Source organism: Streptomyces sp. NPDC005494 (assembly GCF_042872025.1).
Lineage (GTDB): Bacteria > Actinomycetota > Actinomycetes > Streptomycetales > Streptomycetaceae > Streptomyces.
Map to the genome: position 1 here is coordinate 212,764 of NZ_JBIAJR010000009.1, position 24,065 is coordinate 236,828.

The 24,065-nt window shown below is 72.8% G+C and carries 23 protein-coding genes; 13 read left to right on the forward strand and 10 right to left on the reverse strand.

Going from position 1 to position 24,065, the window contains the following annotated elements; translation table 11 throughout:
- The first annotated feature begins 82 nt into the window (after nt 1–82).
- From pheS to ACFYQ6_RS25410, 5 genes are all read left to right on the forward strand, one after another.
- On the forward strand, nt 83–1,210 hold the full coding sequence (gene pheS / locus ACFYQ6_RS25390; protein ID WP_361574463.1) for a phenylalanine--tRNA ligase subunit alpha: 1,128 nt from the start codon (nt 83–85) through the stop codon (nt 1,208–1,210).
- The gene (pheT, locus tag ACFYQ6_RS25395) at nt 1,210–3,720 is read left to right on the forward strand and encodes a phenylalanine--tRNA ligase subunit beta (RefSeq protein ID WP_388765060.1); all 2,511 of its coding nucleotides are present in this window, start codon (nt 1,210–1,212) and stop codon (nt 3,718–3,720) included. Before pheS ends, pheT begins: the two co-directional genes overlap by 1 nt.
- Before the next feature lie 359 nt (nt 3,721–4,079).
- Nucleotides 4,080–5,420 (forward strand): transcriptional regulator, encoded by a 1,341-nt coding sequence (locus ACFYQ6_RS25400; RefSeq protein WP_361574457.1) that lies wholly within the window; start codon nt 4,080–4,082, stop codon nt 5,418–5,420.
- An 87-nt stretch (nt 5,421–5,507) separates the two neighbouring features.
- Nucleotides 5,508–6,038, forward strand: coding sequence for an NUDIX domain-containing protein (locus ACFYQ6_RS25405; protein WP_361574935.1), 531 nt, complete (start codon nt 5,508–5,510; stop codon nt 6,036–6,038).
- A 189-nt stretch (nt 6,039–6,227) separates the two neighbouring features.
- Entirely contained in the window at nt 6,228–7,469 is a 1,242-nt protein-coding gene (locus tag ACFYQ6_RS25410; protein ID WP_361574454.1) for a sigma factor-like helix-turn-helix DNA-binding protein, read from the forward strand.
- A 193-nt stretch (nt 7,470–7,662) separates the two neighbouring features.
- On the opposite strand, the gene ACFYQ6_RS25415 is transcribed toward ACFYQ6_RS25410, so the two are convergent.
- Nucleotides 7,663–8,523 carry a 3-hydroxybutyryl-CoA dehydrogenase gene (locus ACFYQ6_RS25415; RefSeq protein WP_361574451.1) on the reverse strand — a complete coding sequence of 287 codons (861 nt, stop codon included), beginning with the start codon at nt 8,521–8,523 and terminating at the stop codon, nt 7,663–7,665.
- 197 nt (nt 8,524–8,720) lie between these two features.
- Here ACFYQ6_RS25415 and ACFYQ6_RS25420 point away from each other — a divergent pair, with 197 nt between their 5' ends.
- A complete protein-coding gene (locus tag ACFYQ6_RS25420; RefSeq protein WP_361574448.1) occupies nt 8,721–9,974 on the forward strand; it encodes a family 10 glycosylhydrolase in 1,254 nt (417 codons plus the stop codon).
- Nucleotides 9,975–10,038: 64 nt separating this feature from the next.
- Here ACFYQ6_RS25420 and ACFYQ6_RS25425 read toward each other — a convergent pair whose 3' ends face one another.
- Nucleotides 10,039–10,242 carry a DUF1918 domain-containing protein gene (locus tag ACFYQ6_RS25425; RefSeq protein WP_356740014.1) on the reverse strand — a complete coding sequence of 68 codons (204 nt, stop codon included), beginning with the start codon at nt 10,240–10,242 and terminating at the stop codon, nt 10,039–10,041.
- Between the two features lie 42 nt (nt 10,243–10,284).
- A complete protein-coding gene (locus ACFYQ6_RS25430) occupies nt 10,285–11,253 on the reverse strand; it encodes a DMT family transporter (protein WP_361574443.1) in 969 nt (322 codons plus the stop codon).
- Here ACFYQ6_RS25430 and ACFYQ6_RS25435 point away from each other — a divergent pair.
- From ACFYQ6_RS25435 to ACFYQ6_RS25450, 4 genes are all read left to right on the forward strand, one after another.
- Nucleotides 11,252–12,700 (forward strand): PLP-dependent aminotransferase family protein, encoded by a 1,449-nt coding sequence (locus tag ACFYQ6_RS25435; protein ID WP_388765065.1) that lies wholly within the window; start codon nt 11,252–11,254, stop codon nt 12,698–12,700. The two genes, ACFYQ6_RS25430 and ACFYQ6_RS25435, sit on opposite strands and share 2 nt — an antisense overlap.
- A gap of 10 nt (nt 12,701–12,710) precedes the next feature.
- Nucleotides 12,711–13,148, forward strand: a complete 438-nt coding sequence (locus tag ACFYQ6_RS25440; protein WP_388765067.1) for a GNAT family N-acetyltransferase — start codon at nt 12,711–12,713, stop codon at nt 13,146–13,148.
- Nucleotides 13,149–13,218: 70 nt separating this feature from the next.
- A complete protein-coding gene (locus ACFYQ6_RS25445) occupies nt 13,219–13,794 on the forward strand; it encodes a histidine phosphatase family protein (RefSeq protein WP_388765069.1) in 576 nt (191 codons plus the stop codon).
- Between the two features lie 126 nt (nt 13,795–13,920).
- Entirely contained in the window at nt 13,921–15,084 is a 1,164-nt protein-coding gene (locus ACFYQ6_RS25450; RefSeq protein ID WP_388765071.1) for a serine hydrolase domain-containing protein, read from the forward strand.
- Here ACFYQ6_RS25450 and ACFYQ6_RS25455 read toward each other — a convergent pair.
- The 5 genes from ACFYQ6_RS25455 to ACFYQ6_RS25475 all read right to left on the reverse strand — a co-directional run bounded on the left by ACFYQ6_RS25455 (nt 15,078) and on the right by ACFYQ6_RS25475 (nt 20,100).
- Complete coding sequence (locus ACFYQ6_RS25455; protein ID WP_356740002.1) at nt 15,078–15,746, reverse strand: response regulator transcription factor; 669 nt, start codon at nt 15,744–15,746, stop codon at nt 15,078–15,080. The two genes, ACFYQ6_RS25450 and ACFYQ6_RS25455, sit on opposite strands and share 7 nt — an antisense overlap.
- On the reverse strand, nt 15,743–17,047 hold the full coding sequence (locus tag ACFYQ6_RS25460) for a histidine kinase (protein WP_361574429.1): 1,305 nt from the start codon (nt 17,045–17,047) through the stop codon (nt 15,743–15,745). Before ACFYQ6_RS25460 ends, ACFYQ6_RS25455 begins: the two co-directional genes overlap by 4 nt.
- Nucleotides 17,040–18,227 (reverse strand): acyltransferase, encoded by a 1,188-nt coding sequence (locus ACFYQ6_RS25465; protein WP_361574427.1) that lies wholly within the window; start codon nt 18,225–18,227, stop codon nt 17,040–17,042. Before ACFYQ6_RS25465 ends, ACFYQ6_RS25460 begins: the two co-directional genes overlap by 8 nt.
- A complete protein-coding gene (locus ACFYQ6_RS25470; RefSeq protein ID WP_388765074.1) occupies nt 18,220–19,179 on the reverse strand; it encodes an alpha/beta hydrolase in 960 nt (319 codons plus the stop codon). Before ACFYQ6_RS25470 ends, ACFYQ6_RS25465 begins: the two co-directional genes overlap by 8 nt.
- Nucleotides 19,180–19,317: 138 nt before the next feature.
- Complete coding sequence (locus tag ACFYQ6_RS25475; protein ID WP_361574423.1) at nt 19,318–20,100, reverse strand: LysR family substrate-binding domain-containing protein; 783 nt, start codon at nt 20,098–20,100, stop codon at nt 19,318–19,320.
- 37 nt (nt 20,101–20,137) lie between these two features.
- Between ACFYQ6_RS25475 and ACFYQ6_RS25480 the strand changes: the two genes are divergently transcribed.
- Nucleotides 20,138–20,557 (forward strand): DUF5997 family protein, encoded by a 420-nt coding sequence (locus ACFYQ6_RS25480; protein ID WP_361574421.1) that lies wholly within the window; start codon nt 20,138–20,140, stop codon nt 20,555–20,557.
- A 314-nt stretch (nt 20,558–20,871) separates the two neighbouring features.
- Here the strand turns inward: ACFYQ6_RS25480 and ACFYQ6_RS25485 are convergent, their stop codons facing one another.
- A complete protein-coding gene (locus ACFYQ6_RS25485) occupies nt 20,872–21,504 on the reverse strand; it encodes an SRPBCC family protein (RefSeq protein WP_388765077.1) in 633 nt (210 codons plus the stop codon).
- A gap of 85 nt (nt 21,505–21,589) precedes the next feature.
- Nucleotides 21,590–22,663 carry a hypothetical protein gene (locus ACFYQ6_RS25490; protein WP_361574417.1) on the reverse strand — a complete coding sequence of 358 codons (1,074 nt, stop codon included), beginning with the start codon at nt 22,661–22,663 and terminating at the stop codon, nt 21,590–21,592.
- Between the two features lie 139 nt (nt 22,664–22,802).
- On the opposite strand from ACFYQ6_RS25490, the gene ACFYQ6_RS25495 reads away from it, so the two are divergent.
- Nucleotides 22,803–23,498, forward strand: coding sequence for a hypothetical protein (locus tag ACFYQ6_RS25495; RefSeq protein ID WP_388765079.1), 696 nt, complete (start codon nt 22,803–22,805; stop codon nt 23,496–23,498).
- Between the two features lie 13 nt (nt 23,499–23,511).
- Entirely contained in the window at nt 23,512–23,910 is a 399-nt protein-coding gene (locus tag ACFYQ6_RS25500; RefSeq protein ID WP_388765081.1) for a hypothetical protein, read from the forward strand.
- The last annotated feature ends 155 nt before the right edge of the window (nt 23,911–24,065 follow it).

Here is a 24,065-nt window from a genome sequence, read left to right on the forward strand (position 1 = left end):
CCGTAGACTCGACTTTTGGCACCTTTGCGTCCTCAGTCGTCGAACCAGGGTCGCCACCAGCCAATCGGAAGCACGGGAAGAGATGTCGGCACCGAACAAGTCGTACGACCCAGTCGAGGTCGAGGCACTGAAACCGGAAGAGATCGAGCGCATGCGGGACGAGGCGTTCGCCGCCTTCGCCTCCGCCGGCGACCTCGACGCGCTCGCCCAGGCGAAGACCGCGCACACCGGTGGTACCTCGCCCCTGTCGCTCGCCAACCGGGAGATCGGCGCGCTGCCGCCGCAGGCCAAGGCCGAGGCGGGCAAGCGCGTGGGCCAGGCCCGTGGCGCCGTCTCCAAGGCGCTGGCCGCCCGCCAGAGCGAACTGGAGGCCGAGCGTGACGCCCGCGTACTGGTCGAGGAGGCGGTGGATGTCACGCTGCCCTACGACCGCACGCCGGCCGGTGCGCGCCACCCCCTGACGACCATCATGGAGCGCGTCGCCGACGTCTTCGTGGCCATGGGCTACGAGATCGCCGAGGGCCCCGAGGTCGAGGCGGAGTGGTTCAACTTCGACGCCCTGAACTTCGTGCCCGACCACCCGGCGCGGCAGATGCAGGACACCTTCTTCGTCCAGGGCGCCGACGGTGCGAAGAGCGACGAGTCCGGAGTCGTGCTGCGTACGCACACCTCGCCGGTCCAGGCCCGCTCGCTGCTCAGCCGCAAGCCCCCCGTCTACGTGGTCTGCCCCGGCCGGGTCTACCGCACCGACGAGCTCGACGCCACGCACACCCCGGTCTTCCACCAGATCGAGCTGCTCGCCGTCGACGAGGGCCTCACCATGGCCGACCTCAAGGGCACCCTCGACCACATGGTCCAGGCGCTCTTCGGCCCGGACATGAAGACCCGGCTGCGGCCGAACTTCTTCCCTTTCACCGAGCCGTCCGCCGAGATGGACATGGTCTGCTACGTCTGCCGCGGGGAGTCCGTCGGCAACCCGGACCGCCCCTGCCGCACCTGCGGCAGCGAGGGCTGGATCGAGCTCGGCGGCTGCGGCATGGTCAACCCCAAGGTGCTCGTCGCCTGCGGTGTGGACCCCGAGAAGTACAGCGGATTCGCCTTCGGGTTCGGCATCGAGCGGATGCTGATGTTCCGCCACAACGTAGAGGACATGCGAGACATGGTCGAGGGTGACGTCCGGTTCACCCGGCCGTTCGGGATGGAGATCTGATGCGCGTCCCGCTTTCCTGGCTGCGGGAGTACGTCGACCTGCCGGCGACGGAGTCCGGCCGTGACGTACAGGCCAAGCTCGTGTCCGTCGGCCTCGAGGTCGAGACCGTCGAGCAGACGGGCGCCGGCCTCAAGGGCCCCCTCGTCGTCGGTCAGGTCCTGACCATCGAGGAGCTGGAGGGCTTCAAGAAGCCCATCCGCTTCTGCACCGTCGACGTCGGCACCGCCAACGGCACCGGCGAACCGCAGGAGATCGTCTGCGGCGCCCGCAACTTCTCCGTCGGCGACAAGGTCGTCGTGGTCCTCCCCGGCGCCGTCCTGCCCGGTGACTTCGCGATTGCCGCCCGCAAGACGTACGGCAAGACCTCGCACGGCATGATCTGCTCCACCGACGAGCTCGGCATGGGCGACGACGGCACGCACGGCATCATCGTGCTGCCGCCGGAGTACGAGCCCGGCACCGACGCGATCGAGCTCCTGGAGCTCGTCGACGAGGTCCTCGACATCGCCGTCACCCCGGACCGCGGCTACTGCCTGTCGATGCGCGGTGTCGCCCGCGAGACCGCCATCGCGTACGGGCTGCCGCTGCGCGATCCGGCGCTCCTGGACGTGCCCCCGCCCAACGCGCACGGCTACCCGGTGAAGGTGTCCGACCCGATCGGGTGCGGCAAGTTCACCGCGCGTACGGTCACCGGCCTGCAGCCCGAGGCGCGCTCCCCGATCTGGATGCAGCGCAGGCTGCAGAAGGCCGGGATGCGTACCGTCTCGCTCGCCGTCGACATCACCAACTACGTGATGCTGGAGCTCGGCCAGCCGCTGCACGCCTACGACCGCTCCCGCGTCCAGGGCCCCCTCGGGGTGCGCCGCGCGGAGCAGGGCGAGAAGCTCACCACGCTCGACGGCGCCAAGCGCGTCCTGGACGCCCAGGACCTGGTCATCACCGACGACCGCGGGCCGATCGGCCTCGCGGGCGTCATGGGCGGCGCCGACACCGAGATCGCCGACCACGCCGAGGACACCGGGACCACCGAGGTCGTCATCGAGGCCGCGCACTTCGACGCGATCGCCATCGCCCGGACCGCGCGCCGCCACAAGCTGAGCTCCGAGGCGTCCAAGCGCTTCGAGCGGGGTGTCGACCCGCAGGCCGCCGCCGCTGCAGCGCAGCGCACCGTCGACCTGCTGGTCCTCCTGGCGGGCGGCACGGCCGAGGCAGGCGTCACGGAGATCACCGCCCCTTCGGCGCCCCGCACCATCGCGATGCCGGCGAACCACCCCGACCGGGTGGCCGGTGTCGAGTACGGCCGCGAGACCGTCGTACGCCGCCTCCAGCAGGTCGGCTGCGACGTCTACGGGCAGGACGAGCTGATCGTCACGGTGCCCTCCTGGCGCCCCGACCTCGCCGAGCCGAACGACCTGGCCGAGGAGGTCATCCGGCTGGAGGGGTACGAGAACCTCCCCTCCACCCTGCCGACCCCGCCGTCCGGGCGCGGGCTCACCGACCGCCAGCGGCTGCACCGCCGCATCGGCCGGGCGCTCGCGGGCGCCGGTTACGTCGAGGCCCTCAGCTACCCGTTCATCGGCGAGGCCGTCCTCGACCAGCTCGGCCTGGAGAAGGACGACGCCCGGCGCCGTACGGTCACCCTCGTCAACCCGCTCTCCGACGAGGAGCCCGCGCTGCGCACCACGCTGCTGCCGGGACTGCTCGGCGCGCTGCGGCGCAACGACGGACGCGGCAACCACGACCTGGCGCTCTTCGAGACCGGCCTCGTCTTCAGGCCGACCGGCGAGGAGACCAAGGCGGTACGGCTGCCCGTGGACCGCCGTCCCACCGACGAGGAGATCGCCGGGCTGGACGCGGCACTGCCGCGTCAGCCGCGCCGTGCCGCCGTCGTCCTCGCGGGCGCCCGCGAGCAGGCCGGATGGTGGGGCAAGGGCCGCCCCGCGAACTGGGCGGACTCCGTCGAGGCGGCGCGCAGCATCGCCCGTGAGGCGGGCGTCGAGCTCACGGTCCGCGCCGACCGGCACGCGCCGTGGCACCCCGGACGCTGCGCCGCGCTGTACGTCACGGTCGACGGCGAGGAGACCCTCTTCGGACACGCGGGCGAACTGCACCCGCGCGTCGTCAAGGAGCTCCACCTGCCCGAGCGGACCTGCGCCATGGAGGTCGAACTCGACGTCCTGGAGCGGGCCGTGGACGGCGTGCTCCAGGCGCCCAGGATCTCCACCTTCCCGGTGGCGACCCAGGACGTGGCGCTCGTCGTCGACGCCGGAGTGCCCGCCGCCGAGGTGGAGAAGGCCCTGCGCGAAGGCGCCGGCGGTCTCCTCGAGTCGCTGCGGCTGTTCGACGTCTTCACCGGTGAGCAGATCGGTGAGGGCAAGAAGTCCCTGGCGTACGCGCTGCGGTTCCGTGCCGCGGACCGCACGCTGACCGTCGAGGAGGCATCGGCGGCCCGCGACAGCGCGGTGGCCCTGGCCGCCGGGCGCACCGGTGCGGTGCTGCGCGGCGCGTAGTCGGCGAGGACGGTGAGAAGGGGCGTATCCGGCCACCGGATACGCCCCTTCTGTTCCCGCCGGACGGCCTGGGGACCGCACGCGGTCCCTCTGCCATCGGGGCAGTGGGCCGTGCGATCCGGCGCCGCCCGCCCTGCCACGGAGTGTCGGGCAGGCCGGCAGGACGAACGGCGCGGGTGCGGGTCGTCGAACTGTTACGAGGGGGAGCCGACGACCCGGCCGCCTCTTGCGAGGCACTTATTCAACCGAGCGGGGCCCCGGCCGGGCAGAGCGCACAGCAGGATGGTTCGGGCATTCCGTTCACACCCCGTGTGAACCGTGCTCCACTAGGCTCATTGCGACACGCACATGGGGGGGCAATGGAGCCCAACATCCTGCTCGAATCCCTGATCGACGAGGCGGGGGTGTCCCGGGCGGGGCTCGCCGGACACGTCAACCAGGCCGGCCGGGCCCGCGGGCTCTGCCTGCGGTACGAACACACGGCGGTCGCCCGCTGGCTCAAGGGCCAGCGCCCGCGCGGACAGGTACCCGATCTGATCTGCGAGGTCCTCGGCGCCCGGCTGCGCCGGGCGATCACGCTCGACGACATCGGCATGGGAATCGCCGGGGCGCACGCCACCCAGCAGGGCGCGGGCCTCTCCGGCTTCGTCGAGCACGCGACCGCCCTGTGGCGCTCCGACGACCAGCAGCGCCTGCACCTCGCCTCCGCGCCCGCCGTGACGGGCACCGGCGCGGTGGTGCCGGTATGGGAGTGGGAGAACCCTCCCGAGGACGCGGACGTCTCCCGCCCCGGGCCGGCCCGCGTCGGCACGGCGGACATAACGATGCTCCGGGCCGCCCGAGCTCACTACGAGCAGATGTACCGGAAGGCGGGCGGCGTCGCGACGAGGTCGCGCATCGTCGGCTTCCTCAACGCCGAGGCCGCACCGCTGCTGCGGGGCGGGTACAACGACGCCACGGGCCGCCGGCTCCATCGCGCGACCGCGGGACTGGTCGCCGTCGCGGGCATCTGCGCCTACGACTCCGACGCCCACGGGCTCGCCCAGCGCTACTTCCACCAGGCCCTGCGCCTGGCCAAGGCCAGCGGGGACCGAGGCCTCGGCGGTTACGTGATCGCGCTGCTCGTGAACCAGTCGCTCCACCTGGCCGAATTCCGCAGGTCCGTCGCCTTCGCCGAAGCGGCGCTGCGGGCCGCGGGCCCGCACATCACGCCTGCGCTGGCCACGGACCTCCACGCGATGCAGGCCAAGGCCTACGCCGAGCTCGGCGACCCGCGCAGCGCTCTGGAGTGCATCCACCGGGCGGAGTCCGAGGCCGGCCGCATCCACGCGCTCCACGAGCCGGACGAGACGGGATACGTGCAGCCCGGCCTCGTCAACGTCCAGGTGGCGGAGGCGCTGCTGAGCCTCGGGGACCTCGCCGGGGCGCGGGAGCACGCCACGGCGGCCGTACGCTCCCCGGCACACGACCGCGGCACCGTGCACCGGCTCGGCCTGCTGACCCGTCTCCAGCTGCTCCAGGGAGAGGCGGACAAGGCGGCCCGCACCGCCTCGGAGATGGCGGAACGCGCCCGGGGCATGGAGTCCCGGCGGCTGCGGGACAGGCTGCGCTCCGTACGGGAGCCGCTGGCCGCGAGCGGGTGCGCGGACGCGCGGGAGGCGGCCGGACTCATCGACGGGGCGCTCCGCGTGCCTCTGTGAGCCTCGGCCCGGGGGCCTCGCCGCGTTCCGCTTCGCGGCTGTCCCTGCTCCGATGTTGCCATCAACCAGTCGGAAGGTGGCATGACCGTGCAGTGGACGAACTTAAACGAACAAACTGTGTATGAGAACCGCTGGTTCCGCGTCAACCTGGCGGATGTCGTACTCCCCGACGGACGGCATCTGGACCACTTCCTCATCCGGCTCCGCGCGGTCGCCGCGGCGACGGTGGTCAACGAGGCCAACGAGGTCCTGCTCCTGTGGCGGCACCGGTTCATCACCGACAGCTGGGGCTGGGAGCTCGCAGCGGGGGTGGTCGAGGACGGCGAGGACATCGCCGAGGCGGCTGCCCGGGAGATGGAGGAGGAGACCGGCTGGCGCCCCGGCGAACTGCGCCCCCTCATGACCGTCGAGCCCGCCAACGGGCTCATCGACGCGCGGCACCACTTCTTCTGGTCGCGCGAGGCGGTGTACACGGGACATCCGGCGGACGACTTCGAGTCCTCGCGCCGGGAGTGGGTCCCGCTCAAACTCGTGCCGGACATGGTCGCGCGCGGTGAGATCCCCGCGGCCAACATGGCGGCCGCTCTGCTGATGCTCCATCACATGCGGCTGGGGTGACCCTTGTCGAGGGCCGTCCGGGACAGCCGGGCGGCCCTCCGTGCGGAGACCCGGTCCGGCCCGTCGGCCGGACCGCGGGCGCGGCGCGGTCCGGGCATAGAATCCTTCGATAGTCGCAGGTCGGAGATGGTTCGACGACGTTCCCCCGACCTGCCGGGGCAGTGAGACAGGTGCGAGGGGGAGGGATCGGTGGGGATCCACATACGCCGGGCCGGGGAGTACATCAGGCCTGCGGGCCGCATCCTGCTGGACGACTACTGCCGTACGGAAGGGGAGTACTACGCCTCCGGGGCGTACTACCTCCAGGAGTCGCTGAGCAGATTCGACGCCGGCCAGAAGGTCGAGGCCGAGCTCGTGCCCGAGCCGTGCAACCCCTGGGACGCGCGGGCGGTGGCCTACGACGTGGAGGGGCAGAGGGTCGCCTACCTCCCCGCGACCGCCGCGAAGATGTGGCACGACGTCGTGCGGGGGTGGAACGCCGCCGGCTTCGCGGTGTACGTCGCGGCGGAGGTGAACCGCTGGGAGGGCGACGGTGAGGTCCGGTTCGGCCTCACCGTGCCCAAGTGGGACTGGCAGACGCTTCTGGCGATGGCGGAGGCTGCCGGCCTGAGGAAGGCCTCGCAAGCGGCCATGGAGGGGCTGACGCAGGAGCAACGACTCCTCATGCGGGAGGACGGCGGCTACACCCCGCACGCGACCACGCTGAAGGCGTTGTGGAGGAAGCGCGAACAGCACCCCGCATGCGCGTGGGGCGGGAAGCGCGACGGCGATCTGAGCGAGCGGATGCCGTTCTGGTACGGCTACTTCGTGCGCGAGCAGATGCGCGAGGAGGCGGAGCGACTCCGCTTCGCCCGTTCCGTGAAGTCGGCCCTGACCCGTGCGCTCAAGGACGAGATCAGGCGGCGGAAGGAACGGGAGCGCGAGCGGGAGCGTCTGCTGCGCGGAGCTCAGGTGGAGCACGCACTCCGGCTGCACGGCGAGGGGCGGCGAAATCAGGACATCGCCGCGGAGCTGGGCCTGACGCCCAAGCAGGTCGAGAGTCTCCTCCACCGTGCCCGCAAGGCGGCGGGAATCACGCTCCGGCGCAACGAGGACCTGCGGACGGAGCGATACGGCGCGGCGGCGGAGGCCCTCCGGCACAAGAGGTCGGGCATGGCCAGGGCGCAGATAGCGCGAGCGATGGGCCGGTCGGTCGATTCGGTGAAGGAACTGCTGCAGGACGCGGTCTTCTACGAAGCCCCCGACGATCATCCGGAGCGGCTGGAGCTGGCACGGCACTGCGTCGAACTCCGCGGCGCCGGTCTGGTGAAGGAGCAGGTCCTGGAGAAGCTGGGTGTCACCAGGGCGAAGGGGCTCAGAGCCTTCCGGGACGCGTCCTTCCTCGAAACCCGTGACGAGGCACAGGGCGAGGCGGCCCCCTCCGCCCTCTGACGCGACGGGGTCAGGACGCGGGCCACGGCCACGTCGTGACCGGCCTGCGTGCACGGCCCAGCCGTGCCGAGGACCCATGAGCGCGGCGGCCGGAGGCTCCCTCGTCACGGAGTCGCCGCCCGGCCGGGCGCACACCCGGCGGAGTCCGCGGGCGCCGAGCCGAACTCCCGGCGCGGCGCCCGCGGGTGAGCCGTCAGTCGTACGGGTAGAACCCCGACCCCGTCTTGCGGCCGAGCCGCCCCGCGTCCACCATCCGCTGGAGCAGCGGGGGAGCGGCGTACAGGGGCTCCTTGTACTCCGCGTACATCGAGTCGGCGACCGAGGCCACGGTGTCCAGGCCGATCAGGTCGGCCAGCTTGAGCGGGCCCATCGGGTGGGCGCAGCCCATCTCCATGCCGTTGTCGATGTCCTCGCGGCTGGCGATACCCGACTCGAACATCCGGATCGCCGAGAGCAGGTACGGGATCAGCAGGGCGTTCACGACGAAGCCCGAACGGTCCTGGGCGCGGATCGCGTGCTTGTCCAGGACGTTCTGCACGACGGCTTCGGCGCGCTTTATCGTCTCGTCGGACGTCGTCAGCGCCGGGATCAGCTCCACGAGCCGCTGCACCGGGGCCGGGTTGAAGAAGTGGATGCCGATGACCTGGTCCGGCCGGGAGGTCGCCACGGCGAGCTTCACCAGCGGGATGGACGAGGTGTTCGAGGCGAGGATCGCGTCGGGCCGGGTCACCACCTGGTCGAGCACCTGGAAGATCTCGGTCTTGACCTGCTCGTTCTCCACGACGGCCTCGATCACGAGATCGCGGTCGGCGAACTCACCGAGGTCGGTGGTGAAGCTGAGGCGGCCCAGGGTCTCGTCGCGCTCCTCCACGGTGATCTTGCCGCGCTCGGCGGCCTTCGAGAGGGAGTTGTGCAGCCGGGTACGCCCTATCTCCAGGGCCTCGCCGGTGGTCTCCGCGACCTTGACCTCGAGGCCGCTGCGGGCGCACACCTCCGCGATGCCTGCGCCCATCTGGCCACAGCCCACCACTCCGACGCGTGCAATGTCGGCCATAGAGTCCGTCACCTCGTGCCTTTCGCTGATCTCCGTGCGGCAGTTCCCGTTAGATTCCGGTGCCCGCCTCGACCCCACGACGTTACTCCGCGATCCGGCCCCGGCGAGCTGCGGGTCGTGCGGGCCGGGGCCGGGCATGATCTGCGTCACGCGCTGCCGGAGTGGCTCACGGGTACAACGGAACGAAAGGTGTGCACATGCGTGGTTTGGGCCGGAGGTCTTTTGTGCTGGGCGCGGCGGCGACGGCCGCCGCGATGACGACCGCGGGCGACGCCGTCGCGGCGCACCGTCCGGGTGGCCCCCACCGGGGCCGCAGAGCCGGCCAGGGCGAGCTGCGCGGCGTGTGGATCGCCACCGTCGCCAACATCGACTGGCCGTCGGCGCCCGGCCTGGGCGCCGCCGCCCAGGAGGCCGAGCTGATCGCCCATCTGGACCGTGCCGTGGAACTGCGGCTGAACGCCGTCGTCCTCCAGGTCCGGCCGGCCGCCGACGCCCTGTGGCCCTCCTCGTACGAGCCGTGGGCCCAGTGCCTCACCGGTGTGCAGGGCAAGGACCCGGGCTGGGACCCGCTGGGGACGGCGGTGCGGGAGGCACACGCACGCGGTCTGGAACTGCACGCGTGGTTCAACCCGTACCGCGTCGCCAACCACACGGACCCGTCACGGCTCGTCGCCTCCCACCCCGCCCGGCTGCACCCGGACTGGGTCGTGCCGTACGGAGGGAAGCTCTACTACAACCCGGGCGTGCCCGAGGTCAGGAGGTTCGTCCAGGACGCCATGCTCGACGCGGTGAGCCGTTACGCCGTCGACGCGGTGCACTGGGACGACTACTTCTACCCCTACCCGGTGGCAGGCCAGGTCTTCGCCGACGACGAAGCCTACGAACAGTACGGCGGGGACTTCGTGGGCAAGGCCGCCTGGCGCCGCGACAACATCGACCGACTGGTGCGTGAGACGGCCGAACGGATCAAGGAGGTCAGGAGCGGGGTCCGGTTCGGGATCAGCCCCTTCGCGATCTGGCGCAACGCCAAGACCGATCCGCTGGGCTCCGACACCTCGGCCGGTGTGCAGACGTACGACGATCTGTACGCCGACACCCGTAAGTGGGTGAAGGAGGGCTGGATCGACTACATCTGCCCGCAGATCTACTGGAACATCGGCTTCACCGCCGCGGACTACGCGAAGCTGCTGCCGTGGTGGGCCGAGACCGTCAAGGGCACGGGCGTCGGGCTGTACGTCGGGGAGGCGCTCTACAAGGCCGGTGACCCGGCGCAGCCCGCAGCCTGGCAGGACCCGGCCGAACTCTCCCGGCACCTCGACTTCGCCGCAGGTCATCCGGAGGTGGGCGGCCACGTCTACTTCTCCGCGCGGCACGTGAAGAGCGACCCCATCGGGGCCATGGCCCGGGTGGTGGCCGACCACTACCAGCTGCGGGCCCGCACCCCGCGCTGAGCCGGACCGCCGCGCCCGGGGCGCGTGCGCCGGGGACCACTCGTGCCCCCGGCGCACGCGCGCTCTACCGGTCCTGGTCCTCGGGGACGGTGTGCTGGACGACGCTGTCGGGGCCCGGGGACCTGATCGACTCATGGCCGTCCTCGAAGCGCAGACGGTACGGGGGGCCGCCCCGGTCGCCGAGCACTTCGATGATCTCTGCGACCCTGTCGTGCTGCCCCACGGTCCTGCCGTGTGTCAGCAGCCGGTCGCCCGCGTGTGCCTCCATCGGGAGTGACCTCCTCACGGGTGGCGGTCCATGTCGACAAGTCTATGACCGGATGCCCTCACCGTCCTTCGTGCGGCTGCTCCCCGCACGCTGGGTGACGGCGATGCAGACCAGGACGGCCACGGCCGCCACCGGCGCGGCGGCGGACATCTCCTCGCCGAGGGCCAGGAACGACCAGACCAGGGTGAGCAGCGGCTGCGCCAGCTGGAGCTGGCTCGCCCGGGGTACGCCGATCTCCGCCATGCCGCGGTACCAGACGTACAGTCCGAGAAAGGTGGACCCGGCGGCCACCCAGACCAGCCCGATCACCCCGTGCGCCGTCAGATGCACGGGCTCGAAGGGCAGCGCCACGGCGGCTCCGGCCACAGCGAGCGGCAGGGCGAGTACGAGGGCCCAGCCGATCACCTGCCAGCCGGGCATCACCCTCGCCAGCCTGCCGCCCTCGGTGTAGCCCGCCGCGCAGACCAGCAGTGCCCCGAACAGATACAGATCGCCGGAGGAGAGCGCCCCGCCACTCTGCTGGACCGTGAAGACGATCACCACCGCCGCCCCGGCCAGCGCGGCGATCCAGAAGGCGCGGGGAGGGCGCGTACCGGTGCGCAGAGCGGAGAACAGGGCGGTCGTCAGAGGCAGCAGCCCCACCACCACGGCCGCGTGCGAACTCGTGGAGGTCTGCAGCGCCAGCGAGGTCAGCAGCGGGAACCCCACCACCACGCCCCCCGCGACGACCGCGAGACCCGCCCAGTGGTGCCGCGCGGGCACCGGGACCCGGCCGGCGAGCAGGGCGCACCCCGCGATCAGTGCCGCGAGGACGCTGCGCAGTGCGACCAGGGACCAGGGGCCGAAGCTCTCCAGGCCCCACACCGTCGAGGGGAAGGTCAGCGAGAAGGCGAGGACGCCGAGCCCGGCGAGCAGGACGCCGCCTCCGGGGCCGCGGCGCACCACGGGCGGGCCGGCGGGGACCGGGACCGCTATCGCGGTCCGGCCGGTAGCGCTATTGTGTGCTGTCATGCATGAGCGTAGCAGTGTGGCCGAACTGGCGAGTTCCCTGCGGGGTGAGCTCGACCGCTACTCTCCAGGTGGGAAGCTGCCGTCCAGCCGGAGTCTCGTCGAGCGCTATCGGGTCAGCCCGGTCACCGTCTCCCGGGCCATCGCCCAGCTCGCCGCCGAGGGGCTGGTCGTCACCCGCCCGGGCTCCGGGGCCTTCCGGGCCGAGGTGCACACGACGCTCCCCGAGGCCGGTGACACCTCCTGGCAGGAGGTGTCACTGAGCAGTGACGGCGGACCCGACGCCGTGCCGCGCACCGTCGACGCCTCGGGCGTCCTCGTCACCCTCGCCGCGCCCCCGTCGGGCGTCATCGAGTTCAACGGCGGCTATCTCCACCCCAGCCTCCAGCCCGAGCGTGCCCTGGCCGCCGCCCTCGCACGGGCGGGCCGCCGGCCGGGCGCGTGGGGCAGGCCGCCCACCTGCGGCCTCGCCGAACTGCGCGCCTGGTTCGCTCGCGAGATCGGCGGCACCCTCACGGGCCCCGACGTCCTGGTCACGGCGGGCGGACAGAGCGCCCTGGCCACCGCGCTGCGGGCCCTCGCCCCGCCCGGTGCTCCCGTGCTCGTCGAGTCGCCCACCTATCCAGGCATGCTGGCGGCCGCCCGCGCCACCGGCCTGCGGCCCGTACCCGTACCGATGGACGCGGACGGGGTGCGGCCCGACCTGCTGGAGGAGGCCTTCCGGGCCACCGGGGCCAAGGTCTTCGTCTGCCAGCCGCTCTTCCACAACCCCACGGGCGTGATCCTCGCCCCCGAGCGGCGCGAACGTGTCGTACAGGCCGCCCGGAAGGCCGGCGCCTTCGTCGTCGAGGACGACTTCGCCCGCCACCTCGCCCACCAGGACGCCGGACCCCTGCCCGAGCCGCTGGCCGCCCACGACCCGGATGGTGTCGTGATCCACGTGCGCTCCCTCACCAAGGTCACATCGCCCAGCCTCCGCGTCGGGGCCCTCGCCGCCCGGGGGCCTGTCCGGGAGCGGCTGCGCGCCATCCAGGTCGTCGACAGTTTCTTCGTACCGCGACCGCTCCAGGAGGCCGCACTCGAACTCGTGGGCGCCCCGTCCTGGGACCGGCATCTGCGTACCGTGGCAGCGGAGTTGGGCAGCCGCCGCACCGCCGTGACGGCGGCCGTGCGCACCCTGCTCCCCGAACTCACCCTGACGCACGTGCCGTCGGGCGGCGGCAGCGTCTGGCTGCGGCTCCCCGGCCCGGGAGCCGACGAGCCCGCCCTGGTCTCCGCCGCCCTGCGGGCCGGTGTCGCCGTGGCGCCGGGCAGCCCGTACCACTGCGCCGAACCCCCCGCCGGACACATCAGGCTGAGCTTCGCGGGCCTCTCGGGACCGGCCGAGATCGCGGAAGGGGTACGCAGGCTGCGCACCGCCTGCGACGAGCTGCCGACGTCCGGGCGATAGCCTCCCGTCCATGACCGACACCGACACCGCCGGGCGGCGATACGAGATCTCCTCCGACCCGGCGCGCCTCGACCACGCCCGCATCCACCACTGGCTCTCCACGGACGCCTACTGGGCGCAGGGCCGCACCCGCGAGCACCAGGACCGCGCGATGGCGGGCTCGCTCAACTTCGGTGCGTACGACCTAGCGTCGGGCGAGCAGAAGGCCTACCTGCGGGTGGTGACGGACCACGCCTCGTTCGCCTGGCTGTGTGACGTGTACGTCGACCGCGACGCCCGTGGCCACGGCCTGGGGACCCGGATCGTCACCACCGCCCGGGACCACCTGGCCTCCCTCGGCGTGAGCAGGCTGGTCCTCGCGACCCGGGACGCCCACGGCGTCTACGCGAAGACAGGGTTCGCCCCGCTCGCCGAACCGGACATGTGGATGGCCCTCCAGTTGAAGTGACCCGAAGGCGCCCGTACGCCGCCCGCTCGCCCTCTTGACCGGCGCGGCGTTCGGCTCCACGATCGCGCCCATGAGTGTTCGCGTCTCACTGGTCGCCGCAGCACGCAGCTCCGCCCTGCTCGCCGAGCGCTTCGACGACGACCGGCCGCTCGACGCCACGGGCTGGCACGAGGTGAGGCTCGCCGCGCACTCCCTGATCCCGCTGGCCGCCGCCGAGCTGCGCTACTGCTCGCCCACGCCCCGCAGCCGTGCCACCGGCGACGCCCTCGGCTTCGCGCCGCTGGTCCAGCCCGCGTTGCGCGACTGCGACATGGGCCGGTGGCGAGGGATGACCCTTGCCGACGTGGCCGCCCACGAACCGGCCGGGGTCGACGCCTGGCTCGCCGATCCGCGCGCGGCCCCGCACGGCGGCGAGTCGCTGCTCGGCTTCATATCCCGCGTAGGCGGCTGGCTGGACACCCGGCCGGTGCGCGAGGGCTGGATCGTCGCCGTCGCCGAGCCCGCCGTCGTCCGCGCCGCTCTCGTGTACGCGCTGAAGGCCCCGCCGTCGACGTACTGGAACGTCGACGTGCGCCCGCTCTCCACCGTGACACTCAACGGACTGCCCGGCCGCTGGAGCCTCAGCCTCGAACTGCCGCCGGGCTGACGTGCCGGACCGGGCTGACGTGCCGGACCGGCGGACGTGCCGGCCCGGCGGAAGAGCGCGGCCCGGCGCCTTCCCGCCAGTCCGACCAGTCGGTATGGTGCGTGCCAACGAGACGAGGAGACGCCCGTGCCCCAGATCCATGGCCACTGTGACGACCGGTTCGCGGCGGTGCGCGACGCGTTCGCGGCGAACTTCGCCGAGCGTGACGAACTGGGGGCCGCGGTCACCGTCCTGCTCGACGGAAACCCGGTGGTGGACCTCTGGGGCGGCTGGGCCGACGGGGACCGGAGCCGCCCGTGGGAGCGGGACACCGTGGTCAACGTCTGGTCCACGACGAAGGGCCCGACCGCCCTCTGCGCCCACATCCTCGTCGACCGCGGACTCCTGGACCTGGACGCCCCGGTGTCCGCGTACTGGCCCGAATTCGCCGCCGCGGGCAAGGAGTCCGTCCTCGTACGCCATCTGCTCTCGCACCGTTCGGGCGTCGCCGGGCTGCGGGACCCGCATACCCTGGCCGAGCTCTACGACTGGGAGCTGACCACGGCCCGGCTCGCGGCGACCGAACCCTGGTGGGAGCCGGGCACCCGCTCCGGATACCACGCCATCTCCTACGGTTTCCTCGTCGGGGAGGTCGTCCGCCGGATCACCGGCCTGCTGCCCGGCGAGTTCCTGCGGCAGGAGATCACCGGGCCGCTCGGCATCGACTTCACCGTCGGCCTCCCCGAGAAGGACGCCGGCCGGGTGGCCGAGCTCGTCCAGCCGAAGACCGTCTCCCGCGAACAGGCCGCGCTGTTCGCCCAGATGGAGCCCCTGGCCATCGCCTCGCTGCTCAACCCCGGCACCGGCACCGCCGCCGCCAACACTCCCGAGTGGCGGGCCGCCGAGATCCCCGCCGCCAACGGCCACGGCACCGCCCGCGCGGTCGCCGCCCTCTACGGCATCGTCGCCGGCCGGGGCACCCTGGACGGCCGGCGGATCCTGTCCCAGGAGGCGGCGGAACGTGTCCGCGAAGGACAGGGCAGCTGCCGGGACCTGGTCCTGGGAGCGGGCTTCGCCCACGAGACGGAGCTCGGCCTCGGTCTCTGGCTGAGCGGCCCGAACTCGTCGTACGGTCCCAACCCGCGCGCCGTCGGCCACGACGGGGCGGGCGGCTCCTGCGGTCTCGCCGACCCGGAGGCCGGCATCGCGCTCGGTTACGTCATGAACCGCATGGGCCCGAACATCGCGGACGACCCGCGCAAGATGGCGCTGATCGACGCGGTGTACGACGCCCTCCCGGCAGCTCAGTAACCCGCCGGGCGCACCAGCCCCGACTCGTACGCGTACACCGCTGCCTGGGTCCGGTCGCGCAGACCCAGTTTCACCAGGATCCGGCTCACATGGGTCTTCACGGTCTGCTCCGCCACCACCAGGCGCACCGCGATCTCCGCGTTCGACAAACCCTGTGCGATCAGGGACAGCACCTCCGTCTCCCGCTCGGTCAGGTCGCCGACGCGCTCCCGCGAGGGGGCGCGCGGCCCGGCACTCACCCGGGAGAACTCGGCGATCAGACGCTTGGTGATGTTCGGGGCGAGCAGCGCGTCACCGGCGGCCACCACCCGTACCGCCTGGGCGAGTTCGTCGGCCGAGGCGTCCTTCAGCAGGAAGCCGGAGGCACCCGAGCGCAGTGCCTCGTACACGTACTCGTCGAGGTCGAAGGTGGTCAGGACGAGAACACGGGCCGTCGCGCCGGGTGCCCCGGTGATGCGGCGCGTGGCGTCGATGCCGCCGAGCCGGGGCATCCGTATGTCCATCAGGACGACGTCGGGGTCGAGTTCGGCCGCCTTCTCCAGCGCGTCCACACCGTCCACCGCCTGGCCGACGACCTCGATGCCGGGCTCGGCGTTCAGGAGCACGGTGAAGCCCTGGCGGACCATCATCTGGTCGTCGGCGATCAGCACGCGGATGGTCATGTGAGGTCCTCCAGGGGGAGCGTCGCCACTACTTCGTAACCCCCGCCGGGGGTGGGGCCGTGCGTGAACTCGCCGCCGAGCATGACGGTGCGTTCCCGCATGCCGAGCAGTCCGTGGCCCCCACGGCCCGCCTTCCGTCCGGGCGATGCCGGGGCGGTGTTGGCGACGCGGACGGTGATCGCGTGGGAGTGGTAGCCGACCTCGACCGTGGCCCGTGCCCCGGGGGCGTGCCGGAGCACGTTGCTCAGGGCCTCCTGCACGATGCGGAAGGCCGAGAGCTCCACCCCCGGCGGCAGTGGGCGGCGCAGGCCCGTGCTCCGCGCCGCGACGGTGACGCCCGCGCTCCGTACCTTGTCGATCAGTTCGTCCAGCCGGTCCAGGGTGGGCTGCGGGGCGTGCCGCACCCCGTCCGCCACCGCGTCCTCCGAGCGGAGCACCCCCAGGACCCGGCGCAGCTCGGCCAGGGCCTCCACGGCGTTCTCCCGTATGCCGGCGAGATTCTCCCGGAGCTCGGCCGACGGGTTCTCGACCAGATGCGGGGCCACCTGCGCCTGGATGGAGATCACCGACATGTGGTGGGCGACCACGTCGTGCAGCTCGCGGGCGATCCGGTTGCGCTCCTCCAGAAGGGTGCGGCGGGCGCGCTCCTCCTCCGTCAGCCCCGACTGCACCACGAGCTGACCGCGGGCGACCCTGAGGGCGCGCAGTGCCGAGCCGATCACCACGGTCGTGATGACGGCCAACGCCCCCACGTCAAAGGCGTAGTTGTGGGCCCGGGTGGTGAAGCCACCGGCCAACAGCCCCGCCAGCAGGCTCAGCGTGAGCGCGAGGACCGCCCTGCGCGGCTGGACCCGCAGGGTGAGCAGGAAGAGTGCGCCGGCCTGCAGCGCGATCTCGGGTCCCGACCACGGAAACATGTCACCGGGTGTGGTCGCGGACTCCGCGATCCGCACGCTGACCACCATGAGGACCAGCGAGACCCACCACGCGTACAAGGGCTGCCACATGCCCGCGAGGAGAGCGAGCGCCTGGCAGACGACGAGGAGCACCGCGTACTCGGGCACGGCGGCACCGTGGGGGACCAGGTCGGACACGTGCCACAGCGAGACCGTCGTGGCGCCCAGCGTCAGCAGCATCCCGAACGCGGGCCGCCACACCGGGGCGCCGGGCGCGCCCACGGGCGGCAACGGATCGACGGGTGAGGTCCACAGATCCTCGCGCAGCATGCGGGGCAGCCCGCGCACCGCCGTCACGACCCGGCTCCAGGCCCCCGCCCCCGTCATGCCGTTCAGCTTAGGCATGACGCGACTCCGGGGTGCACGCGGGGGAACCCGACGTCACGACGGTCGAACGCCCGCCGCGCTCCTGTTCGTACGCCCCGAAGGCCGCCCGAAGACCCAGCAGCGCCAGGGCGAACACCGGGAGCCACGCGAACCGGGCGAGCACCCAGCCGAGGTCGTCGGGGACCGTGTGCAGGCCGGGCAGCGGACCGCCCAGGAACAGCGTGGTGGACGTGACCACGATCATCGCGGTCTGGTGCCACAGGAACACGGTCATCGCGGACAGATTCAGCAGGGCCACGGCCGCCCACACCGCGGGCCGCGCGAGGGCCCGCCGCAGAGGTCCGAGCAGCAGCAGGGCCGCCCCGCACTGGGTGAGTCCGAAGGTGACGGCGGCGAGCGTCGGCGGGTCGAGATTGGAGAGAGCGGCGCCCGGCACCCCGACCATGGCGGCGGGGTACCCGGCGAACGACACCAGCCCCGCCGTGGCCACCACGCCTCCGAGCAGCAGCGTCCAGCCGGTCCGGCGGTCGCTCAGCCCGCCCCGGGCCCAGGCCGCGCCCAGGCAGTAGGGGACCAGCCATCCGGCGGGCACGTCGATCCAGCCGAGGGCGGCAGGACCGTCGAGCCCCAGCCGGAGCAGGTCGACGTGCAGCACGACGGCGAACGGCCACACCGGGTGCAGTCGTGCCACCAGCGGGGTCACCGCGGTCAGCGCCGCGAACACCAGCAGGAACCACAGGGGCGACCACACCAGCTTGCCCAGCGTGCGCACGGTGGTCTCGTCCACCCCCGAGACCAGCATCACCCCGGCCGCCACGGCCCATACGACGGTCACCGCCGCCACCGGCCGGAAAAGACGTGCCGTCCGGACCCGCAGCCACCTCCCGTAGGACTCCCCCCTGGCCCGGGCGGCGGCGTAGCCCTTCGTGTTCACCTGACCGCCCACCAGGAAGAAGACGGCGAGCGTCTGGAACACCCAGGAGACGGGGGCGAGCCGGGGCATGTGCTGAAGGGGACTCGCGCCGTGCACCGTGCCGCTGTCGGCGACCAGTGAGGTCACCAGCCAGTGGCCGCACACCACGCCCAGGATGGCGAGGGCACGCAGGCCGTCGACCGCACGGTCGCGGTGCCGGGGTGTCGCCGCGTCGATCCGCCGCACCAGTTCCCGTACACCGCCGCGGCGCGCGAGGTCACGCATCACGGCCCCCGGTCGCGCCCGTCACGATCGCGGCGATGCCGCGCAGCGAGACCGAACCCGGTCTCAGGTAGTCGCTGTGCGCGGCGTCGCCCGCGTCGAACACCTCGGCTCCGAACCCCGGCGACACCGGATCCGCCCCGAACCCGAACGTGAGGAACGGCAGTCGCAGAGCCGTGTGCGGGACATGCCCGACCCAGTCCTCCGCTCCCGTACCGGCCCATACCGTGGCCCGGGTCCGCAGGCCGGCGGCGCTGCCGGACCCCGTCCCCGGACTTCCGTACAGCACGATGTCCGCGACGTCGAGCCCGGACGCGGCCCTGGCACAGACCACGGAGCCGTAGGAATGGCAGAGGAGCGAGATGCGGGCGGCAGGCCTGGCTCCGGCCAGCTCCCGCACGAAGGACCGCAGGACGGGCGCGGCTTCCCCGGCCCGCCCCGTGGTCAGGGCCGAGGGGCTCAGCAGGTCGGGTGTCCGGTAGCCGAGCCAGGCGACCACGGCCGATCCGCCGCCCAGCTCGCCCAGGAGCGTTCCGGCGTCACGCCGTAAGCGCCAGTAGTGATCGAGGCCGACGCCCGCCCCCGGCACCATCACGGCGATCCGCCGCGCCGAGGACAGGTCTCCGAAGACCTCCACGCTCCGGCCACCGTCGCGTCCGTCGAACATCAGGAACGTACGCCCCGGAGCCGCCATGGCCGTGAGTGCCGCGGCCCGCCGCCGGTCGCCGTGGCGGGCGGCCGTCTCGCGCGCCGCCCGGATCTCCTCACGGCCGACCGCGTATCTGGCGTCCAGCGCCGAGGCGCCCGCCCCGCCCAGCGGGGTGAGGGCGGCCGGCGCGGGTGCCGGAACCGCTGCGGGGCGGGCAGCCCCCGAGACGGGGAGCGCCACCGAGGCGGTGACGAGTGCGCTGAGCAGCGCGCGCCGAGCGCGGCTGCTCCATGGGCGGGACGCCATGGGAGGTCCTTCCGTACCGGACGGTCTCGTTGAATCCGGTACCGAAGGTATGGAGCGGGCCGTGCGACCGGCGTCCCGCCGGGGAGCGCACCTGCCGCGTAGCTCCGAAGTACTACGGGTAGGGGTGCGGGCCTCCCGTCACGGCCGGCGGCGGGGCTTTCCGCGCTTGGCCGCGGCCCTGGGGTTCTTCGCGCCGCCGCCCTTGGCGCTCTTGGCGCCGCCCCTTGGCGTCTGGCCGGCCGCCGGTTTGCGCGGGGTGCCGCTCTTCTTCGCGGCGTCGCGCCCGGCCTTGGGCTGCGGCGGTGTCGGGGGACGGCCCCGGGTGCTGTTCACCGTGCGCCCACGGACGATCCCGATGAACTCCTCCACCAGGTCGGTCGTCCTCTCCTCCGGCCACGACAGCGCGATCCGCGACTCGGGAACGCCCGTCAGCGGCCGGTAGGTGAGGTCCTTGCGGTGGTGCAGGCGGGCCAGCGACTGCGGTACGACGAGCAGCCCCACCCCCGCCGCCACGAGCTCGACCGCGTCCGCCGTCGTGGCGGGCCGCTCGAACGCGGGCCGGCCCGGCGGGCGCTCCCAGTCGAGGACGTCGTCGAGGGGGTGCAGCACGATCTCCTCGGCGAGATCCTCGGCCGCCATCTCCTCGACGGCCGTCGCGTCGTGGTCCTTGGGGATCACGACCACGGTCGTCTCGGTGTAGAGCGGGATCGCGCTGAGGTCCGTACGGTCCACGGGCAGCCGCACGAAACCGGCGTCGGCGCCGCCTTCGCGCAGCAGGTCCGCGGCTTCCGCGGCGGGCACTCCGACGAGGGTCAGCGGGGTACCGGGCAGCCGCTCGTTCCAGATCCGCACCCACTTGGTCGGGGTCACGCCGGGGACGTAGGCGAGCCGGAACGCAGGGGGTACTTCCGAGCCTGTCACCCCGCCAGGTTACCGGCCGTGGTCGGAGGCGGTGCACATGCTCGATACCCTGGACACCATGACGTCGCACCAGACCACCCAGACGATGAAGCCCGCCACCGCGGCGAAGAAGCTGGGTGTGTACCTCGAAGCCACCCCCGCCGAGTTCCAGGAGGGCGTCGTCTCGCGCGCCGAGCTGAACGCGCTGCAGTCCGACCCGCCCCAGTGGCTGCAGGAACTGCGCCGCAACGGCCCGCACCCCCGGCCCGTCGTCGCCTCGAAGCTGGGCGTCTCCATCGCCGGCCTCGCACGCGGCGGTGTCACCGAGCCGCTCACGACCGAGCAGATCGACGCGCTGAAGCAGGAGAGCCCGGAGTGGCTCGAGAAGGAACGCGCCACCCAGGCCGAGGTCCGCAAGGAAGCGGTCCGCATCAAGGAGCGCAACGCCGCACGCGCCGAGCAGACCGACCGCGACTGACGGTCCCGCCGGGGACGCCCGCCTCCGGGCCGCCGGCCACGCGCGGGACGCGGGGGCGGTGACCGGGTCCTGGCCGCAGGCGCCGATCCGGACACATCCGGGGGACGGCCCGCCGGCCCTGTGCGCGCCCCTTGGTGTCGTACGCCGTACCCGTGATCGCCGTCCTTGCGGCGGGGGCGCCGATCCGCACCGCCGCGGCTGCGGGACCGCTCCTGTGAGGGTGGTCCCGGCTGCGGGGCAGGGCACGAAGGGCGTCTGCGGCTGCCGTCCCGTTGCGGCGACCGCGTCCCGAAGTTCTCTGCCGGCGCGGCGGTCTATTCCCCCGTGTAGAACGCGATCGTGGCCACCGTCGTGGCGGTCACGATCTCCGGGTCCGCCCCGGAGGCCGCGAACGCGCGCCCCCACTCCTCGCCCGAGCGCGCCACGAAGGCCTTCGCCGCGGGTGAGTTCTGCCACTCGACGGCGTCCTCCGGGCTGAGCCCGCCGCCCGTCAGGTGCCAGCCGAGCCCCAGAAGGGCCAGGTCCCAGCCGATCCCGACGGCTCCCGGGCCGTACTGGCTCCGGAACTCCTCCGGAAGCACGGACGCGTGCTCCAGCTCGAACACCGTGCCACCGCCGTTCGCCGGTGCCAGGCGTACCTCCACCTCGCTGAAGCCGGGATCGGGCCCGAACAGCCAGGACACCCGGAGCCGTTCCCGGGGCACGCACTCCAGGATCTCGCCGCCGGCGTTCCCCTCCAGCTGGTAGCGTCCGCCGGCCCGGAACTCCCCGGTCACCGGGAGGAACCACCGGGCGATCCGCTCCGGCGAGGTCAGCGCGTCCCAGACGTCCGGGGCCGCGGCGTCGAAGGTCCGCCGCAACAGGACCGTCCCGGCCTCGTCCGACGCCACGTGGCGCGTGCCTACCTGCCGGTGCACGCGCTCGATCGCGTCGAGGATCTCGTCCATGGCCGCTCCCTGTCCTCCGCCTGCCGGTCCGCTCGGTGGTGCCGGGCACCCGAGCCCATGTAACCGAAGTTCCGTCCGTCCCGCCTCAGCCGGCACAGGCGTCCGCCTCGGCCCAGCGGCTGAGCGTCCCGGTCGTGTCGTCGTAGGTGAGCCAGGTGCCGTCGCCGAGCGGGCGTACGTAGCTGTCGACGGGGCCCCCGGGGTACTCGACCGTCCCGCGCACCTCCAGGGTGCGGCCGTCGAGCAGCCGGTGGCGAGGGCGCCCGAGGCCGTCGGAGCAGGTCACGGAGGCGATGACGGTGCGGGCGTCGACGAAGCCGCAGTCGTGGTCCCAGCGGGGCGGGTCGTCCTCCTCGTCGTCCGGATCGAGGCAGGCCTCGGCGATCGTCGTGCCGTCCAGCGCGTGCAGTTCCAGGTCCGACCCGTAGTGCTCGACCGTCAGGAAGCCCGGATGCGCGGGGTGGGCGTCCATCAGGATGCGGTCCGTACGCCGGCCCAGATCCCAGCCTGTCAGCACCTCGCCGTCCCAGCGCGCCCAGTGCAGCAGAATGCCGTCCTGCCCCATACCGATGCACAGCCCCATGTGGACGCCGTCCGGGTGGCGCAGATGACGCGAGCCGGCTGCGGCACTGTCCAGCGGGATCCGGCCGAGTTCCCGGCCGTCCCGGGCGTCCAGGAGGACCCAGAACTCCTGCCAGTTTCCGCCCTCCTGCTCCGTCACGACATGGGCCCAGACGAGCCGGCCGTCCGCGGACACCTGGCAGGAGCCGTGTTCGAGGCCGCGGCACACCTCCTGCTCGTCCCCCGTGTGCGGGTGGCCGATCTCGGGTCCCCAGCAGGCGTGCCGGTACTCCCACAGGGTCTCTCCACCCGGGCCGACGGCGCGGACCGCGCGCTGACCCGAGAAGACCGCGAAGGTGGTGTCGGGGCTGACCGAGTGAACGCCCCGGTCCCATCCAGGCCAGGGAAGGGGGAAGACGGCGGCAGGGGCCCGCTCGCCGGCGAACACCTCGTGGAGGTCGTGGACCTCCAGCTCGTGCCCGTTCTGGAGGAGGGCGCGAGGCAGCCGTTCCCCGCTGACCTCGAAGGCGCAGCCGTTGACCAGCGCGCCGCCACCCGGCAGCGTCACCGACTCGCGCAGTTGTGCGGTGATCGACATGGCGGCAAGGTAGCGGACCCCACTGACACGGGCCGCCCGGTCCGGCCCGCGACCGCGCGGACACCTGGTTTTGATCTTCGACATGTGCATGTCCTAGGGTCCGGAGTTCAGGCGGTGGCGGAGCGGCGGGGGAGCGGACATGCGTGGGGTGCGGGCCTTGGCGGCCGTGGCGGTCATGGGAGCAGCGGTGGCGGGTCTGGCCGGGTGCGAGGACGGCTCGGACAGCGCGAACCCCGCAGAGATCGGCGCGATCGGCGGCGCGGTGGACCCACCGGCCCCGGAAAGCGGTGCCCGCAACGGTGGCGCGGGGGGAGAGGGCGAGCAGTCCGGCGGGCTCAGCACGCGGCAGAGGTTCATGCTCGACAACCTCCCGGAGTCCGGATCGGTCATGGCCGCCGGTGAGTTCCTGCAGCGGTTCACGACCTGCGAGCAGTACAGCATCGACCCGTCCGACACCCGCTACTACCCGATGGACGAGCAGTTCGACGAGAGCTGGGGTGTCCGCTTCCGGGGCACCTGCGACGACGGGGGCCACGGCTACATCCGCGTGTTCTGGACCGGAACCGACGGCATGAGGACGCTGCAGAACGCCTACCGTGCCGACATCGCCGAGCGGGTCAAGACCTCGCCCGACGCCGGCATCGAGGGAGGATTCGGCGTCGGCAAGGACTTCGCCGTCATCGCACCCGACCCGGACACGCTGGGAGACCTCTCCGCGTCCAACCTGCTCGTCCTCAACTGCAACCCGGACTTCGAGGCGAGCGGCGACGTGAGTACGGCCCCCGCCCAGGCGGACGGCTGCGTCCTGACCGACGACTTCCACTCGGCTGACTGAGGGGTACGGGGCCGTGCTGCTTCCGGAGGACGCCGTGGCCGCCACCGCGCTGATCGAGGTCGTCAGGATCTCCGCCCTCCCGGCCGGACGGAGCGACCCGTATCCGGGCGAGGTGGCCGGCCACTGGGCCGACGGCGAGGCCGCCGCAGCCCTGGCCCTGATCGAGGCCCTGCCCGCCGGCGAACAGCACCGCTGCGGCTTCTCGCCGGGCTGGGGCATCCGGGCGTACGACGACACGCTCGGCCTCGCGCTGTACGAGGCGGCGTTCTGCTTCCGCTGCCACGAGGTCCGGATGCGGGGCACGGCTGTGCCGCCCGCCCTGGCCACGCAGTTCTTCGACGCGGACGCCCCGCAGGCCCAGGAACTCCTGGCCCTGTTCCGTGCCGTGACCCGGGGCCGCCCGACCGGATGAGCGCCGGCGGGAGGTGCGACCGGCCGGGGCCGGGGGAGGCGGCTCCTCCGGCTCGCCCCGACGGGCCTGGCCGGTTCGCCCCCACCGGCCTGGCCGGTTCGCCCCGACCGGCCTCGTCGGCTTGCCGGGCCCCGCGGGCCTGGCCGGTTCGCCCG

What these genes read in the sequence shown, in the direction of transcription:
- pheS (WP_361574463.1), top strand. Translation starts at nt 83, where the DNA reads ATGTCGGCACCGAACAAGTCGTACGACCCAGTCGAGGTCGAGGCACTG.
- pheT (WP_388765060.1), top strand. Translation starts at nt 1,210, where the DNA reads ATGCGCGTCCCGCTTTCCTGGCTGCGGGAGTACGTCGACCTGCCGGCG.
- ACFYQ6_RS25400 (WP_361574457.1), top strand. Translation starts at nt 4,080, where the DNA reads ATGGAGCCCAACATCCTGCTCGAATCCCTGATCGACGAGGCGGGGGTG.
- ACFYQ6_RS25415 (WP_361574451.1), bottom strand. Translation starts at nt 8,523, where the DNA reads ATGGCCGACATTGCACGCGTCGGAGTGGTGGGCTGTGGCCAGATGGGC.
- ACFYQ6_RS25420 (WP_361574448.1), top strand. Translation starts at nt 8,721, where the DNA reads ATGCGTGGTTTGGGCCGGAGGTCTTTTGTGCTGGGCGCGGCGGCGACG.
- ACFYQ6_RS25425 (WP_356740014.1), bottom strand. Translation starts at nt 10,242, where the DNA reads ATGGAGGCACACGCGGGCGACCGGCTGCTGACACACGGCAGGACCGTG.
- ACFYQ6_RS25435 (WP_388765065.1), top strand. Translation starts at nt 11,252, where the DNA reads ATGCATGAGCGTAGCAGTGTGGCCGAACTGGCGAGTTCCCTGCGGGGT.
- ACFYQ6_RS25430 (WP_361574443.1), bottom strand. Translation starts at nt 11,253, where the DNA reads ATGACAGCACACAATAGCGCTACCGGCCGGACCGCGATAGCGGTCCCG.
- ACFYQ6_RS25440 (WP_388765067.1), top strand. Translation starts at nt 12,711, where the DNA reads ATGACCGACACCGACACCGCCGGGCGGCGATACGAGATCTCCTCCGAC.
- ACFYQ6_RS25445 (WP_388765069.1), top strand. Translation starts at nt 13,219, where the DNA reads ATGAGTGTTCGCGTCTCACTGGTCGCCGCAGCACGCAGCTCCGCCCTG.
- ACFYQ6_RS25455 (WP_356740002.1), bottom strand. Translation starts at nt 15,746, where the DNA reads ATGACCATCCGCGTGCTGATCGCCGACGACCAGATGATGGTCCGCCAG.
- ACFYQ6_RS25460 (WP_361574429.1), bottom strand. Translation starts at nt 17,047, where the DNA reads ATGCCTAAGCTGAACGGCATGACGGGGGCGGGGGCCTGGAGCCGGGTC.
- ACFYQ6_RS25465 (WP_361574427.1), bottom strand. Translation starts at nt 18,227, where the DNA reads ATGCGTGACCTCGCGCGCCGCGGCGGTGTACGGGAACTGGTGCGGCGG.
- ACFYQ6_RS25470 (WP_388765074.1), bottom strand. Translation starts at nt 19,179, where the DNA reads ATGGCGTCCCGCCCATGGAGCAGCCGCGCTCGGCGCGCGCTGCTCAGC.
- ACFYQ6_RS25480 (WP_361574421.1), top strand. Translation starts at nt 20,138, where the DNA reads ATGCTCGATACCCTGGACACCATGACGTCGCACCAGACCACCCAGACG.
- ACFYQ6_RS25485 (WP_388765077.1), bottom strand. Translation starts at nt 21,504, where the DNA reads ATGGACGAGATCCTCGACGCGATCGAGCGCGTGCACCGGCAGGTAGGC.
- ACFYQ6_RS25490 (WP_361574417.1), bottom strand. Translation starts at nt 22,663, where the DNA reads ATGTCGATCACCGCACAACTGCGCGAGTCGGTGACGCTGCCGGGTGGC.
- ACFYQ6_RS25495 (WP_388765079.1), top strand. Translation starts at nt 22,803, where the DNA reads ATGCGTGGGGTGCGGGCCTTGGCGGCCGTGGCGGTCATGGGAGCAGCG.